General features: G+C 42.5%; 16 protein-coding genes. 6 read left to right on the plus strand and 10 right to left on the minus strand.

The genetic code is table 11. The features are described from left to right. The first annotated feature begins 21 nt into the window (after positions 1–21). The 5 genes from BT147_RS04005 to BT147_RS04025 are packed head-to-tail and all read left to right on the plus strand — an operon-like array spanning position 22 to position 3549. Positions 22–975: a helical backbone metal receptor gene (locus BT147_RS04005; RefSeq protein ID WP_072331192.1), complete on the plus strand. Its 954-nt coding sequence runs from the start codon at positions 22–24 to the stop codon at positions 973–975. Next, entirely contained in the window at positions 975–2015 is a 1041-nt protein-coding gene (locus BT147_RS04010) for a FecCD family ABC transporter permease (RefSeq protein ID WP_072331194.1), read from the plus strand. The genes BT147_RS04005 and BT147_RS04010 overlap by 1 nt, the downstream gene beginning before the upstream one ends. After that, positions 2002–2787, plus strand: coding sequence for an ABC transporter ATP-binding protein (locus tag BT147_RS04015; protein WP_072331196.1), 786 nt, complete (start codon positions 2002–2004; stop codon positions 2785–2787). Before BT147_RS04010 ends, BT147_RS04015 begins: the two co-directional genes overlap by 14 nt. A gap of 3 nt (positions 2788–2790) precedes the next feature. After that, a complete protein-coding gene (locus BT147_RS04020) occupies positions 2791–3219 on the plus strand; it encodes an ankyrin repeat domain-containing protein (RefSeq protein WP_072331198.1) in 429 nt (142 codons plus the stop codon). Between the two features lie 12 nt (positions 3220–3231). After that, positions 3232–3549, plus strand: coding sequence for an antibiotic biosynthesis monooxygenase (locus tag BT147_RS04025; RefSeq protein ID WP_072331200.1), 318 nt, complete (start codon positions 3232–3234; stop codon positions 3547–3549). Between the two features lie 33 nt (positions 3550–3582). On the opposite strand, the gene BT147_RS04030 is transcribed toward BT147_RS04025, so the two are convergent. The 4 genes from BT147_RS04030 to BT147_RS04045 are packed head-to-tail and all read right to left on the minus strand — an operon-like array spanning position 3583 to position 6918. Beyond that, positions 3583–4197 carry a response regulator transcription factor gene (locus BT147_RS04030; protein ID WP_072331202.1) on the minus strand — a complete coding sequence of 205 codons (615 nt, stop codon included), beginning with the start codon at positions 4195–4197 and terminating at the stop codon, positions 3583–3585. Beyond that, a complete protein-coding gene (locus BT147_RS04035; RefSeq protein ID WP_072331204.1) occupies positions 4194–5291 on the minus strand; it encodes a sensor histidine kinase in 1098 nt (365 codons plus the stop codon). Before BT147_RS04035 ends, BT147_RS04030 begins: the two co-directional genes overlap by 4 nt. Continuing rightward, positions 5288–6028: an ABC transporter permease gene (locus tag BT147_RS04040; protein ID WP_083426357.1), complete on the minus strand. Its 741-nt coding sequence runs from the start codon at positions 6026–6028 to the stop codon at positions 5288–5290. The genes BT147_RS04035 and BT147_RS04040 overlap by 4 nt, the downstream gene beginning before the upstream one ends. Next, positions 6025–6918, minus strand: a complete 894-nt coding sequence (locus BT147_RS04045) for an ABC transporter ATP-binding protein (protein ID WP_072331206.1) — start codon at positions 6916–6918, stop codon at positions 6025–6027. The genes BT147_RS04040 and BT147_RS04045 overlap by 4 nt, the downstream gene beginning before the upstream one ends. A 201-nt stretch (positions 6919–7119) precedes the next feature. Here BT147_RS04045 and BT147_RS04050 point away from each other — a divergent pair, with 201 nt between their 5' ends. Further along, entirely contained in the window at positions 7120–7686 is a 567-nt protein-coding gene (locus tag BT147_RS04050) for a hypothetical protein (protein ID WP_072331208.1), read from the plus strand. A gap of 51 nt (positions 7687–7737) precedes the next feature. Here the strand turns inward: BT147_RS04050 and BT147_RS04055 are convergent, their stop codons facing one another. The 6 genes from BT147_RS04055 to BT147_RS04080 all read right to left on the minus strand — a co-directional run bounded on the left by BT147_RS04055 (position 7738) and on the right by BT147_RS04080 (position 14807). Then, the gene (locus tag BT147_RS04055) at positions 7738–9066 is read right to left on the minus strand and encodes an amino acid permease (protein ID WP_072331210.1); all 1329 of its coding nucleotides are present in this window, start codon (positions 9064–9066) and stop codon (positions 7738–7740) included. Between the two features lie 182 nt (positions 9067–9248). Then, a complete protein-coding gene (locus BT147_RS04060) occupies positions 9249–10769 on the minus strand; it encodes an aldehyde dehydrogenase family protein (RefSeq protein WP_072331212.1) in 1521 nt (506 codons plus the stop codon). A 178-nt stretch (positions 10770–10947) separates the two neighbouring features. Next, positions 10948–11916 (minus strand): ABC transporter ATP-binding protein, encoded by a 969-nt coding sequence (locus tag BT147_RS04065; protein WP_072331214.1) that lies wholly within the window; start codon positions 11914–11916, stop codon positions 10948–10950. Then, a complete protein-coding gene (locus BT147_RS04070) occupies positions 11913–12932 on the minus strand; it encodes an ABC transporter ATP-binding protein (RefSeq protein ID WP_072331216.1) in 1020 nt (339 codons plus the stop codon). The genes BT147_RS04065 and BT147_RS04070 overlap by 4 nt, the downstream gene beginning before the upstream one ends. A 14-nt stretch (positions 12933–12946) precedes the next feature. Then, positions 12947–13876 carry an ABC transporter permease gene (locus BT147_RS04075; protein WP_072331218.1) on the minus strand — a complete coding sequence of 310 codons (930 nt, stop codon included), beginning with the start codon at positions 13874–13876 and terminating at the stop codon, positions 12947–12949. Positions 13877–13880: 4 nt separating this feature from the next. After that, the gene (locus BT147_RS04080; protein ID WP_072331533.1) at positions 13881–14807 is read right to left on the minus strand and encodes an ABC transporter permease; all 927 of its coding nucleotides are present in this window, start codon (positions 14805–14807) and stop codon (positions 13881–13883) included. Positions 14808–14849 lie beyond the last annotated feature (42 nt).

Genomic DNA, 14849 nt, shown 5'->3' on the forward strand with positions numbered 1-14849 from the left:
ATATATATGGGGGATTTTTTTATGAAGAGGGTAACTAAGTTAATCGGAATTTCACTCCTTTGCCTTGGGATTATGACGGCTTGTCAGTCAAAGGCACCAGAAGCATCTACTCCTAAATCGTCATCCTCTCAGGTAACGGTTACGGATGCGGCGAATCGGACGCTCACTTTTAAGCAACAACCTAAGAAGGTGGCGGCGCTTAGTTCAGGTGATATGGATATCATTCATGCTTTAGGTGGAGAGATTGTAGGGCGCCCTACGACCAAGGCACCTGTCTCCAGTCCAGAACTACAAAAAGCAACAGAAATCGGAAACCCACACAGTCCTAATTTTGAAAAGATAGCGGCCATTAAGCCAGACGTATTAATTGCAAATAGTGGTTTTGAAAGACATATTCCGACGTTAGAGAAGCAAGGAATTCAAGTTTATATTACAAAGGGTAGTTCTGTGGAAGGCATACATAAGTCCATTGAGGACTATGGAGTTCTATTAGGTAAACAAGATGAAGCGAAAAAATGGACAAAGCAAATAGCTGATAAATTACAATCTCTCCAAAAGGAACAACCTGCGAAAAAGGCAAAAGCACTGCTAGTGTACGGAGCACCAGGCTCGTATATGATTGCATTGCCATCCTCTCTAACTGGCGATCTCTTATCGAAAGTAGGAGGAGAAAATATCGCCACAGCGTTCCCTGTTTCCAAAGAAATGCCGGGATATGCACAGCTAAGCACAGAGAGAATCGTGCAAAGTAATCCAGATGTTGTGTATCTGATTACTCACGGAGACCCAGCAGCCGTTCAAAAAGCATTTGAAGCAGAGATGAAGAAAAACTCTGCATGGAATAACTTGTCGGCAGTAAAAGATGGGAAAATCGTCGTTCTGCCATCCCATCTTTTCGGCTCAAATCCTGGCACCAAAATAATTGAAAGCTTAGATTTCCTAAAGGATAGCCTAGTGAAAGCGACTGGATCGTAATGGAGGATTTGTCTGCACAGGAAAGCAAGGGGACCACGCATCCTCTATCTAGAAAGAGATTGATTGTATTGGTCTTGTTAGCTTTAGGGCTGCTCGGAGCTGTATGTTATGCGATATTTGCTGGCCCTGTCTCCTTCACATCAACGGAGTTAGTAGATGGAGTCCTGTATCAACAAGATAATATGGCAAAACGAATTGTATGGGATTTACGGCTTCCGCGGATTCTCATTGGTTTAATTGTCGGGATATGCTTGGCTCTATCTGGCTCCATTTTGCAGGGTGTAATGCGTAATCCCCTCTCAGATCCTGGAATTATCGGTGTTTCTTCAGGGGCGGGTGTCGTTGCGACCACGATGTTAATCATATTCCCAACGGCGGCAGCGACCTTCCTCCCGATTGGTGCTTTCGTGGGCGCTTTTGGGACAACACTATTAATCTATTTCCTATCATGGAATCAAGGAGCATCATCTCATCGAATCATTTTAGTTGGAGTTGCGATTAACGCGGTAATTGGAGCGATTCTATCTTCATTAATGTTGTTATTTAGTGATCGAGTTCAATCTGTACTCCCATGGCTTTCGGGAGGGATTGGCGGAGTAGGTTGGAGTCAGTTTCAGATGGTGGTTGGATATGCTTTCATTGCGGTCATTCTCAGTTTCTTTGCCGCCCATCATCTACGTGTCCTCAGCTTAGGCGATGAAGTAGCTAAGCTATTGGGGCATCGGGTAGAGAGAAGCCGTTTCTTCTTGATTCTACTCAGTAGTTTACTAGCGGCAATCGCAGTAAGTGTATCGGGCTTGATTGGTTTTGTTGGTCTAGTCGTCCCCCATATTTTGCGAATGATAATAGGTAACGATGCACGATATTTACTACCCGCATCAGCACTAGGCGGTGCGTTATTGGTAACGCTAGCAGATACATTTGCAAGAACTTGGTTTGATCCCATTGAACTACCTGTGGGAGTGTTCCTCTCCTTCTTAGGAGGACCGTTTTTCCTATTCATTCTACTAAAGGGGATGCGACGAAATGCTACTAGCTAAAGAGATATCCTATCAACACTCTCAGCGGTTTCAACTACAAGTTCCTCATCTCCAGCTTAAACAAGGGGAGATTCTTAGTATCATCGGTCCTAATGGATCCGGTAAATCAACCCTACTTCGTTTACTCGGGAGATTGTGGAACCCCACATCAGGACAAATTTTGTTAGATGGAGTCCCCTTGTCACAGTGGGATGGATGTGAGATTGCGAAACGCTTAGCGATGTTGCCTCAAGTTCATGATCATTCGATCGAATGGACAGTGCGTGAGCTTGTAGAATTCGGTAGGCATCCCCATAAAACGTGGTACAAACGTTTATCATCTGAAGATGAGAGAATGGTTAACTGGGCACTCGAAGTAACGAAGATGGACACATTTCAAGACCGCCCTCTTCCTGCCCTCTCGGGTGGGGAGAGACAACGAGCTTGGATTGCGATGACGCTAGCCCAGAGTTCAAGTATCCTACTACTCGATGAGCCAACTACGTATTTGGATATAGCCCACCAATTAGAAGTGATGGAGCTTGTGAAAACACTGAATCAGGAATTAGGTCTAACGGTTGTGATGGTGCTACATGATATTAATCAAGCAACCTTATATAGTGATCGCCTAGTAGTGATGAAGAATGGTCAGGTTCATCTAGATGGAAGTCCAGAAGAGGTAATTCAGCCAAGTATGTTTCAAGATGTGTTTGGGATTGAGGTATCGATTCAACATTCTGATAAACCGACTTTCATCCCCATGAGAACCTGCTGTGACCAGAGGAGGAAATAAGATATGACAGCAATCGAAAGCAAGAAAGAAAAAGTGAGGATTCCCGATGAGATGGTACGGAATTTTGTAGCTTCTGCACATATGGATTTTGATACAATCAAAGAGATGTTAGAGAAAGAGCCTGGCTTACTCTATGCCGCATGGAACTGGGGAAATGAGGACTGGGAAACTGCCCTAGGGGCCGCAAGCCATGTGGGAAGAAAAGATATTGCTCTTTATTTAATTGAAAAGGGAGCCCGCATGGATATCTTTACAGCCGCCATGTTAGGAAACGTAGATATTGTGAAAACGATGCTTGACTCTTTTCCAGAAATGATCCACGCGAAAGGACCTCACGGGATCCCTCTGATCGTCCATGCTCAGATGGGCGGAGAGGAAGCAAAAAGCGTGTTTGATTACTTGATTAGTCTAGAACAGGTACGTTCAAATTAGGAGGAGATATAGATGTTTATCGTTACAAATACCATTCGGGTAAAGTCTGGCCATGGTCATGAATTAGAGGAACGATTCCGTAATCCGAAATCAGTTCACCAGTTCCCTGGATTTGTCAGAATGCAACTATTAAAAACGCAAGATACAACAGAGCATGAGGAGTATGTAGTGAGTACCACTTGGGAAGGAAAAGAATTCTTTGATAAGTGGGTAGAGAGTGACTCATTTAAAGGCGCTCATGCTAAGAGAAGAGAGTCTAACGAGCCTTCCAACATATTAGGTAACACCCTTCATACATATGAAGTTGTGGTGGAACATTTGCCAGCATAATATGAAAGGAACGAACCCCCTATCCTTTATGGTTTAGGGGGTTTCGACAATCCATCCTTTGCTCCGCGCAGTCATGATTGCTTCTAATCGATTGCTCGTACTCATCTTACTGTTTACTTCAGATAGATAGTTACGAATCGTGCCAGATGAAAGGAAAAGCTGACCTGCTATTTCATTCGTTGTAAGCCCTTTTTCTGCTAGTAAGAGAATCTCCTGCTCTCTTGGAGTTAAGGGGTTTTTCTCTTCCCATACGATCTCGATTAATTCGGGTGAGATCTCTCGTTTTCCTAACATGATGTTCCGTAGTGACTCAGTCAATTCATCACTAGATCGATCTTTTAACAAATATCCTTGAACACCTGTTGCCACAGCTCGTTGAAAGTAGCCTGGACGCGCAAAGGTAGTTAATACCACCACCCGACACGGATGTTGCATCTCCTTTAGCTGTTCTGCCACTTCCAAACCACTCATAATCGGCATCTCAATATCTAAGATACAAAGGTCAGGTTGATGTTGCTGGATTAGTTCTAGAGCTTCTCGCCCATTCTCCGCTTGTCCCACAACGGTAATATCTTCTTCCAAGTCCAGTAAAGCCCCTAACGCACTACGCAACATTCCTTGATCTTCTGCAATCACGACTCGAATCATCGCTCTCCTACTTTCTCTTTATGTTTGATCACTTTTGGAATTTGGACGGTAATCATTGTTCCCTTGTTGTTAGAATGAATTAGTAAAGTTCCCTCTACCAAAGATAATCTCTGCCGCATCCCAATTAGTCCATGGCTCTCTGCTTTCTGTTTTTCTGAGGAAAACCCAATCCCATTATCTCTCACACACAGAAAGAAATAACCTTCTTCTTCTCCAGAATGCAGGTGACAAGTTGTCGCCTTACTATGTTTCACAACATTGGTGACCAGTTCACGCAAACACATCGCCAAAATATTTTCCACAAATGGAGTAAGTGTCACTCCCCCACCTTGTGAGGTAAATTGAATCTCGGCCGCACCTAAGATCTGACGTGAGCGATCCACTTCATCGTTCCACTTTGCAAAGTTTAAGTCCGAAACCAACTCTCGCACCTGTTTTAAAGCACTGCGAGCTGTTATCTGAATATCCCTCGTTTCTTGCTCAGCTCTAGAGGGGTCTTTACGAATTAACTTTTCTGCCAATTGTCCTTTTAAGGTAATAAGTGAAAGTGTATGTCCAAGCGTATCATGTAAATCTCTTGCAATTCGTTGTCTCTCTTCATTCTTACCCATCTCAACAATTTGCTCTTGAGCAAGTAAAAGTTGACTTTGAATCGCATCCCGTCTCCCTTGAATCCGTCCCACAAAAGGGAGAGCAAAGAGTAATATGAGATAAGGGAAGGCAAGAGAAATCACTTTACCTAGCTCATCTACATCATAAAATGAGAAAAAAGTGATGATAATCAAGGTAAGCAAAATTGTATACCCCATTAAAAACTTTCTGCGACTGGGCAAAAAACCAACGGAGGCAGCTGGGTAACAAAAGATTGTGATTGCTTGGAAGGAGAGAAAGGAACAAATCACAAACGCAAGTCCCAGTTGAACCAAGACATACATAACTCCTCCGGACCGAGTATATAAAAGAAAGGCAAGAACCAACGCTAGGATAAGCAAGGAGCCCAGAACAGCATGAGTGGTCTGGGTCCAAAAATGATATAAGGGGTAAAACATAAAAATAAGCCACATATAGATAAAAGGCGATTTCTTTCGATTCATGAAGCTACTTCTTTCTTCTTTAAGATAAAGGATGCAAGTCCTGTGAATAAAAGGGCATATATAGCTAGAATTCCTAAGTTACCCCAATCGACCGGTTGGCTCCCCAGGATACTCCGTGACCCACTTGCCATCAGATAAGAAGGAGTCAATTCCCCTATTTTACGCATCCATTCTGGGAACAACTCGATCGGATAGAAAATGCCTCCTATAAAAGAAAGTCCCAACGTAACAATTTGATTGACGATTTGTGTGGTTTCTAGTTTATTCAGCGTTCCGAGAAATGCACCTATCGCTAGAAAGGGTAAACTTCCCAACAAGAGCCAGAAACCAGCGCCCATCCATTGTCCAGTCGTTAATTCTATACTGTTAGCAAAGTGACCCACTAAAAACATCACGACGATCTGACCTAGATTTACAAGTAGTTGTACACTAATTTTCGCCGCAAAATAGGCACTGGGAGGGAGTGGCGTTATTTTGAGCTGATGTGACCAACCTTGTGTGCGCTCCTGAACCAATCGCAAGGAGAGATTAAAGATTGAGGAGATCATAAGCCCGTATGCGGTCATCGAGATCAAGAAATAAGCCCTCCATTCGACTCCGCCCATTTTCTCTTCTCCATTTTGTGACATAATAAAGTAAAAAATAATGGGCATTAACAAGGTAAAAAAGATCGACTTTTTATTACGAAAAGTCCGCAGTAATTCAACCTTAGACTGCGCTAGATAAGCTCGCATCATCTGGCTCCCTCCTTCATCAAATTCGAAAAGGCTTCATCCAGATCACCTCTATGAATATCAAAATCTCTCACAGCTAGATTTTGTCTCACTAGATGAATCAAAATGGCATCCGTATCATCACCATAAATCTTTATGTGGTTTCCATCCCTCTCTATCTCAGTCACTCCAGGAATCGTTTGGAATACACCAAGCTCAAGGGAAGCATCAGCGGATACAGATACATACTTCACCGTTAACCGATTCTTAATCTCTTCTGGTGTTCCGTCCGCAACAATTTTTCCATGGTTCATCATGATAATTCGGTCAGATAACCGATCTGCTTCCTCCAGATAGTGTGTGGTGAGGATAATGGTTTTCCCAGCATCTTTGAGTGAACGAATCGTCTCCCAAAACGCGGTTCTTGATGTAACGTCCATTCCCACTGTTGGTTCATCGAGAAAAAGAACAGAAGGATCCCCAGCCATCGCTAGCGCAAAGCCCAATCGTCTCTTTTGTCCTCCAGAAAGACTTGTCGCCATGATCCCAGCATCTTTCTCCAAACCTGATAACGTTAGTAAATTCTCATATGGGAGTGATTTATCATAATAATTACGGAACAAGTGAATAAGTTCTGATACCTTCACCGCATCCATTACACTTACTTCCTGTAGCATAGCTCCAATTTCTTCTTTGACTTTTCTATCCGACGGGGAACTCCCTAAGATTTGTACCGATCCAGATGTAGGTTTTTTTAGTCCTAGCATCATAGAAATAGTGGTTGTCTTCCCTGCTCCATTAGGCCCAAGAATCGAGACAATCTCTCCTTTTCCAATGGTAAAACTAATATGATCAACTGCTTTTTTTGCAGAATATTGCTTGGTTACTTCGGATAATTGGATTGCTATTTCCATATTTTTCACCTTCATCTTCTAAAACTATCAAGCTCATAATCTATCCTAAAGGTTTCCCCTATTTATAATTAGTAATGAGTATCATACATTTAATATTACATTTGTCATGTTTGATCTAATTTCGTATCGGGAACACTCTTAATCAGTTCCACATCATCTATCCTATACAAAATAAAGACTCTTATTGCAAAGGTGATGAATATGATTATTACTTGTGATTCTTCAGTGAATATGGGATACATATATCTTCAAAAACCACATAACTATCTAAAGATTCGCAGGGAACGAGAAGGCGATTTGATCTCTTATGCAAGCAATCGTGAATATCAAATTCCCTTCGTTCAAGATGAATTCATCTTAGACAAGCTACTCCAATTAAAGCAGTCTCCTAAAATCTATAGCCATGCCTATCGGGATGGAGAATTCTTTCATGAGTATCAAAGCGATCTGGATTCAGAAGGATATGTAAAAGGGATTGAGATTTCATTACGGAAAGAGTCTTTCCTTACCCTATTACAAAAAAATTCCTTTCGATGCTATTCGTTTAGTTGGAACGATAATGCAATGAGATTGTTCACCTTCGAAGAGGAAGACGTCGTATTTAATTCTCGAAACATTCTTTACCCATTGCATTGGAACTGTGACTCCTTTCTCATTATAGATATTGATCCTATTAGCAAGATGGGGTGTATTCGAGGGCTTCTGACATCTAATGAAGACCGGTATCCCTCTCTCTACCTCCTGCAACCTCTATTTTTTCTAACATAAAAACCAGATGATTAGTGACTTCATCTGGTTTTTATCTCTTACTCAAGCCCTTTATGTTTGTTTCCCTTTTACCATATAGGATGCGATAAATAAGAAAGCGACCACACCCAAGGCCAAGAGAGACTTAGCCAGGTTATCAGGGGTAAATAAAATAATAGCTAAGATGACAGTAAATGCAATAACAGTGGCTCCTGAAATATACGGGAATCCTTTTAATAAAAAGCGACCTGGTTTATGGTAGTCCTTATCGGTTAGGCGAAGCTTCAATTGCGCCGCACAAATCATAATCCACATAGTCAGTACCGTTATCGCCGGAATCCCCATTAAGATAGAAAAGACACTTTTGGGTGCGAAGTATGCAACAGCCGCGCCACCAAATAAGAAGATCGCACTAACCAGAATTCCTAAAACTGGAACCTGACTCTTTGATAATCGTGTAAATACCTTCGGTGCTTCTCCATCTCCAGCTAACGAGAACAACATCCGCGAAGTCGCATAAACTCCAGAATTCGCTGCCGAGATAACGGCAACTAGCATGACAAAGTTCATCACATCAGCTGCTGAGGAAAGTCCGATGTTTTGTAGTACATTTACAAACGGGCTTCCTTGACTACCGATTTGATTCCATGGTACTAAACCGACAATCACAAGAATGGGAAGAATATAAAAGAGCGACACGCGCACTACCACACCACGTAACACTTTTGGTAATACTTTGTGTGCATCCTTGGTTTCACGGAGTGTAAGGCCTAATAACTCTGCACCGCCAAAGGAAAAAATAACCACCGTCACTGCAGTAGCGAGTCCTCCAAGTCCTGTCGGGAAAAATCCACCGTGCTGAGTATAATTAGAAAGTCCAACCTCTTGATTTGAAAATAAAAGATATGCTCCCAATCCTACAAATAACAAAATGGTAACAACTTTAATAATGGAAAGCCAAAATTCTATTTCTCCAAAGAGCTTCACGCTCGCTAAATTCAAAATTAAGATAAACAAAGCACAAAGTGTGCTTAAAAACCAAATGGGTGTCTGAGGAAACCATACATGTAGAAATGTCCCTGCTGCTACTACTTCTGCAGCTAAAACAAGCACCCAGTTAAAGTAGTACAACCATCCAGTCACAAAGGAGACTTTTCCTCCAAATGCCCGATGGATCATTCCTTTTACATCGAGATCGGGATAGGCACTTCCCATTTCAGCCAATGCCCCCATCACAACGTATAACAAAAGTCCTGCTAAGAGATATACAAATACAATCCCAGGACCTGCTAGGTTAATCGTATCTGCACTCCCCATAAAAATACCTGCCCCGATCGTACCGCCAATTGCCATCATTCGCAACTGACGCGCCGATAAGGAACGCGCTAAACCTTGACTCATCTCTGCTCAACTCCTCTACGATTGCATAACAGCATACCATGATCAATCATTTTTTTCTAGAGGTAAGTATTTCTTTTTTAAATTGTTTTATATATATATAACTAAAAAAACACACCAAGGATCATAAATGATTCTCAGTGTGCTCATCATATGAATCTCCACTTTGGAAAGCCTTTCAAACCTTAAAAAAAGCCCCTTGGATTTTGATCGTATGATACGAGCATGTTTTTCGTCTGGCGATAATGTTCGAGCATCATCTTATGGCTCTCTCGGCCAATACCAGACTGTTTGTAACCACCGAATGCAGCATGGGCAGGGTATAGATGGTAGCAGTTTACCCAGACTCGCCCTGCTTCGATTTTTCTTGCTACCTCGTACGCTTGATGCATATCACGAGTCCAAAGACCAGCACCTAGTCCATAGGGGGTATTGTTCGCGATCTCTAGTAGTTCTTGTTCGTCTTCAAATTTGGTTACGGATACGACAGGACCGAAGATCTCTTCTTGGAAGATTCTCATTTTATTACTGCCTTCAAAAACAGTTGGCTCAACGTAAAAACCATCTGGATAACATTCATTAGTATATGGCTTGCCACCTGCTAGACAAGTAGCACTTTCTGCTTTTCCGATATCTAGATAACTGAGGATCTTTTCGTATTGTTCACGAGATGCCTGGGCTCCCATCATCGTATTTGGGTCAAGCGGATCTCCGAGCGTAATCTTTTTGACCCGCTCTAAAGCTCGCTCCATAAACTCATCATAGATGGACGCTTGGATTAAAGCACGAGATGGACAGGTACATACCTCCCCTTGATTCAGAGCAAACATAGCAAAGCCCTCTAATGCCTTGTCCATAAAAGCATCATTCGCACGTAGAACGCTCTCTGTAAAGATATTGGGTGACTTGCCACCTAATTCCAACGTTACGGGTTTAATGTTTTCTGAAGCGTATTGCATAATGAGACGACCCGTATTGGTTTCTCCTGTAAAAGCAATCTTTCCAACCTTAGGAGAGGTAGCAAGTGGTTGTCCAGCCTCTAAGCCAAAGCCATTTACAATATTTAAGACACCCGCTGGCAATAGATCTGCAATCAATTCAGCGAAAATAAGAACCGTTACAGGCGTCTGTTCTGCTGGCTTCAAAACCACACAGTTTCCAGCAGCCAAGGCCGGGGCAATCTTCCAAGCAGCCATCAGAAGCGGGAAATTCCAAGGAATAATCTGCCCGACAACACCAATCGGCTCCTTCATCTGAATCGATAAGGTCTTGGCATCTAATTCAGAAATGCCTCCTTCTTCTCCACGAATCACACCCGCAAAGTATCGGAAGTGATCGACCGCGAGTGGCAAATCAGCTGCTAACGTTTCACGAACAGGCTTTCCGTTCCCCCATGTCTCAGCTAATGCAAGCTGCTCCATATTTTCTTCTAGCCGACTAGCAATCTTTAACAGACAGTTGCTACGCTCTGCAACCGAACGGGAACCCCATGCTTCTCTTACCTCATGCGCCTTGGTTAATGCTAACTCTATATCTTCTTTTTGGGAGCGTGCTACTTGAGTATAAACCTGTCCATCCACCGGAGAAACGACATCAAAGTATTGTCCATTAAGCGGAGCAATCCACTCTCCACCGATAAAATTATCGTACCTCGACTTAAAACGGATCAGACTTCCCGCTAGATTTGGTTTTACAAATACACTCATGGTAGAACTCCTCCTCTAATTTCGTAAAATAATGATTGAAAATATATATTCTTTCAATTAATATATTTAACATAAATAAGGAAAATTCCTTCTATTAATCTCATAATGAGTGTGTAAGTATAAAAAAACAGCACCTCTCCTGTTAGTTGTGACTAACCATCAAGGTACTGCTGTTCAATTAGTTATATAAATGACAAGCAACAAAATGCTTCTCTTTTATCTCTTTCCACTCCGGAATCGTACTTGCGCAAATATCCATCGCCTGTGGACAACGAGTACGGAACTTACAACCGCTTGGTGGATCGATCGGGCTAGGGACATCTCCCTTGAGGATAATCCGCTCACGTTCATCCTTAAGGCTTGGATCTGCAATCGGAACTGCCGAGAGAAGTGCCTGTGTATAGGGATGAAGTGGGTTATCATACATCTCATCACTATCGGCTAATTCCACTAGGTTCCCCAGATACATAACCCCTACACGGTCACTAATATATTTCACCATCGAAAGATCATGGGCAATAAACAGATAGGTAAGTCCGCGTTCTCTCTGTAGCTTTTTCATCAAGTTTACTACCTGAGCTTGTACCGATACATCCAAAGCAGAGATTGGCTCATCCGCAATGATGAAGTCTGGTTCTACAGCTAAGGCACGCGCAATCCCGATCCGTTGACGTTGTCCACCTGAAAACTCATGTGGAAAACGAGTCGCATGACTTTTATTTAGACCTACTGTTTCCAGAAGCTCAATCACACGATCTTCGCGCTTCTTCCCATTTAGTCCATGAATATCGATTCCCTCAGCAATGATATCCATTACCTTCATTCGCGGGTTTAGAGAAGCATAAGGGTCTTGGAAGATCATCTGCATGCTACGGTTCAATTGCTTCAGTTCTTTTCCCTTAAGTTCATGTACGTTCTTACCCTTAAAATTTACTTCTCCAGAAGTAGCATTGTATAGGCGAATCAGTGTACGTCCAACAGTCGATTTACCGCATCCAGACTCTCCCACTAAACCAAGGGTTTCACCTGGATAGATATCAAAGCTAATACCATCAACCGCTTTAAGGATCTTCTTACCCCCTACATGAAAGTGCTTCTTTACATCTTTCACACTAAGGATTGGCTCTTTTTTCTCTGTTGCACTCATACCGATTGCCTCCCTTCAACTACTTCTCTACGGTAAGCTTCGGCCATTGGATGCTCTAACCAGCAAGCTACTCGGTGATCTTTACTGTGCTCTATTAGTTCAGGATCAACTTCTTGACAGATCTTCATCGCATATTTACAACGTGCCGCAAAAGCACATCCCTTAGGAGGAGCTAATAAATCAGGCGGCGCACCTGGAATCGGACTAAGCTCTTCCGAACGATCCTGATTCAATTTTGGCATAGAGTTCATGAGACCCCATGTATACGGATGGCGTGGCTCTGCAAAAATTTCGTTAATCGTACCTGATTCCACTACTTTTCCAGCATACATCACCGCAACACGGTCAGCAGTCTCAGCAACCACTCCGAGATCGTGAGTAATGAGGATAATAGAAGTACCGAGTCGCTCTTGAAGATCCTTCATCAAATCCATAATCTGTGCCTGAATCGTTACGTCGAGTGCGGTTGTTGGCTCATCTGCAATCAAGACATTTGGATTGCAAGAGAGAGCAATCGCAATCATCGCACGCTGACGCATTCCACCTGAAAATTGATGTGGATACTGAGTAAATCTCGACTCAGGGCTAGGAATCCCTACTAACTTCAGCATCTCAATTGCTTTTTCTTTCGCTTCAGCCTTTGAGAGCTTCTGGTGCTTAATGATTCCTTCCATAATTTGTTTCCCTACAGTCATCGTAGGGTTCAATGAAGTCATCGGATCTTGGAAGATCATCGCGATTTCCTTACCACGAACCTGCTCCATCTCTTTTTCACTCATCTTGACAAGGTCTTTTCCGTTGTAGAGAACCTCACCGTGCTTATATTCCCCGGGAGGGGTTAAGATCAATTTCATAATCGCCTGCGAAGTAACACTCTTTCCACAACCCGATTCACCCACTATTGCTAGGGTTTGACCTTTCTCTACATCGAAGCTCACCCCACGCACTGCTTTAACCTCACCACTATAGGTATGGAAAGAGACGTGAAGATCGCGCACCTCTAAAATTTTGCTCATCTTATCTCTACCTCCTATTTTTTCATTCGTGGATCAAGTGCGTCGCGTAAGCCATCGCCAACAAGGTTGAAAGCAAGCATCAAAACGGAAAGGACAAGAGCTGGCCAAAGCAATACATGTGGGAAAAGCTGTAAGATTTGATTCCCTTCACTGATCAGAAGACCCAAGCTTGCTTCTGGCGGACGAATCCCTAAACCAATAAAGCTGAGGAAGGCCTCAAAGAAGATCGCTGACGGGATCGAGAATGTAACCGCAATAATAATAGGACCCATCACATTAGGGATTAAATGCTTCAACAAGATACGCTTATGACTAGCACCTAGAGTACGAGCGGCTAGCACATACTCTTGAGAGCGTAATTTCAAAATTTGTGCCCGAACAATCCGTGACATTGGAACCCAACCAGTCAAAGCAATCGCAATCGCAATCGCCAAAATACCTGGTTCCATCCACATAAGTAACATAATGATAATAATTAGATTAGGAATTGAGTAGATAACTTCAATGAAACGTTGGATAAACATATCGATCCGCCCACCGAAATAACCAGAAATCCCACCAATCGTTACTCCAATTACAACATCTAGAAAAACAGCTAAAAAGGCAATTTCGAGAGAGATTTTCGCTCCATACCATACTCGCTGCCACAAATCTCTACCAAAGTGATCCGTACCCATATAGTGACCATCAATATTTGCACTCTGATTTTTAATTGCTAGATTCTGAGTTTCCCAGTTGTGATCGTTCATCAACGGCCCAAAAATCGCTAGTAATCCAATTACGAGCAAGAGAGCGACGCCTATGAGTGCCCCTTTATTTTGACGAAAACGCAACCAAGCATCCTTCCAAACTCCTACCTGTTTACGATTCAATTGTTCTGCCCGCTTTTCTAGTTGCCCAATTGGCTCAAATAGCTCGGGTGTATACGTTTTTTCTGTACTCATGGGATCACTCCTTTGCTCCAGAGATACGAATTCGTGGATCGATAATTCCATAGAGTAAATCCACTATAAAGAGGGCTGAGATAATCAAAACACTATAGAAAATCGTTGACCCCATCACCATCGTATAATCTTTGGATGTAATTGAATCTACAAATATTTTCCCCATTCCAGGTACTGCAAAAATCGATTCTACCACTAGAGAACCCGTGATAATACCTGCCGCTAGAGGTCCCATGACCGTTACAGCAGGAATCAACGCATTTCGCAAAGCATGTTTTACAGTAATAGCAAGACGACTAATTCCCTTTGCCTTCGCCGTACGCATGTAATCTTGTTCCAATACCTCCACCATTTCGGTACGTACATAGCGAGAAATCTGTGCTACTACAGGGAATGAAAGGGCTATTGAAGGCAAAATCGTATGTTCGTACGTTCCCCACAGGTTAGCTGGTAACCATCCTAATTCGACACCGATAAAATAAGATAAAGTAGCAGCTAACACGAAACTAGGAACAGAAACCCCTATAATCGATGTTCCGGTAGCAAAGCTATCAATCCAAGTATTTCGTTTTAAAGCAGCGAGTACCCCTAATATAAGTCCAATTACGATCCCAAGTATAAGCCCTTGTGCGCCAATAAAAACAGAAGCACTAAATCCATTCATTAACAATCCGGTTACACTCTGGCCATTAGCAATAGAAGTTCCTAAATCACCTTGCACGAGTCCACCTAGATATTTAAAGTACTGGATATGGATCGGCTGATCCAAGCCGTACTGAGCTAGAATCTGTGCTTGAAGCTCAGGAGTTAGCTTTTCTGCGTTTTGTAATGGTGAACCCGGTAAGCTATGAATCAAGAAAAAAGTAGCTGTAATAATAATAAATAAAGTAACAATCATGAGAGAGAATCGTTTGAGAATATAACGTGCCACCTTTTCACTTCCTTCCATCCGATGATGAATAAAAGGAGGTAT

Source organism: Thermoactinomyces sp. DSM 45891, assembly GCF_900119485.1.
Classification (GTDB): Bacteria; Bacillota; Bacilli; order Thermoactinomycetales; family Thermoactinomycetaceae; genus Baia.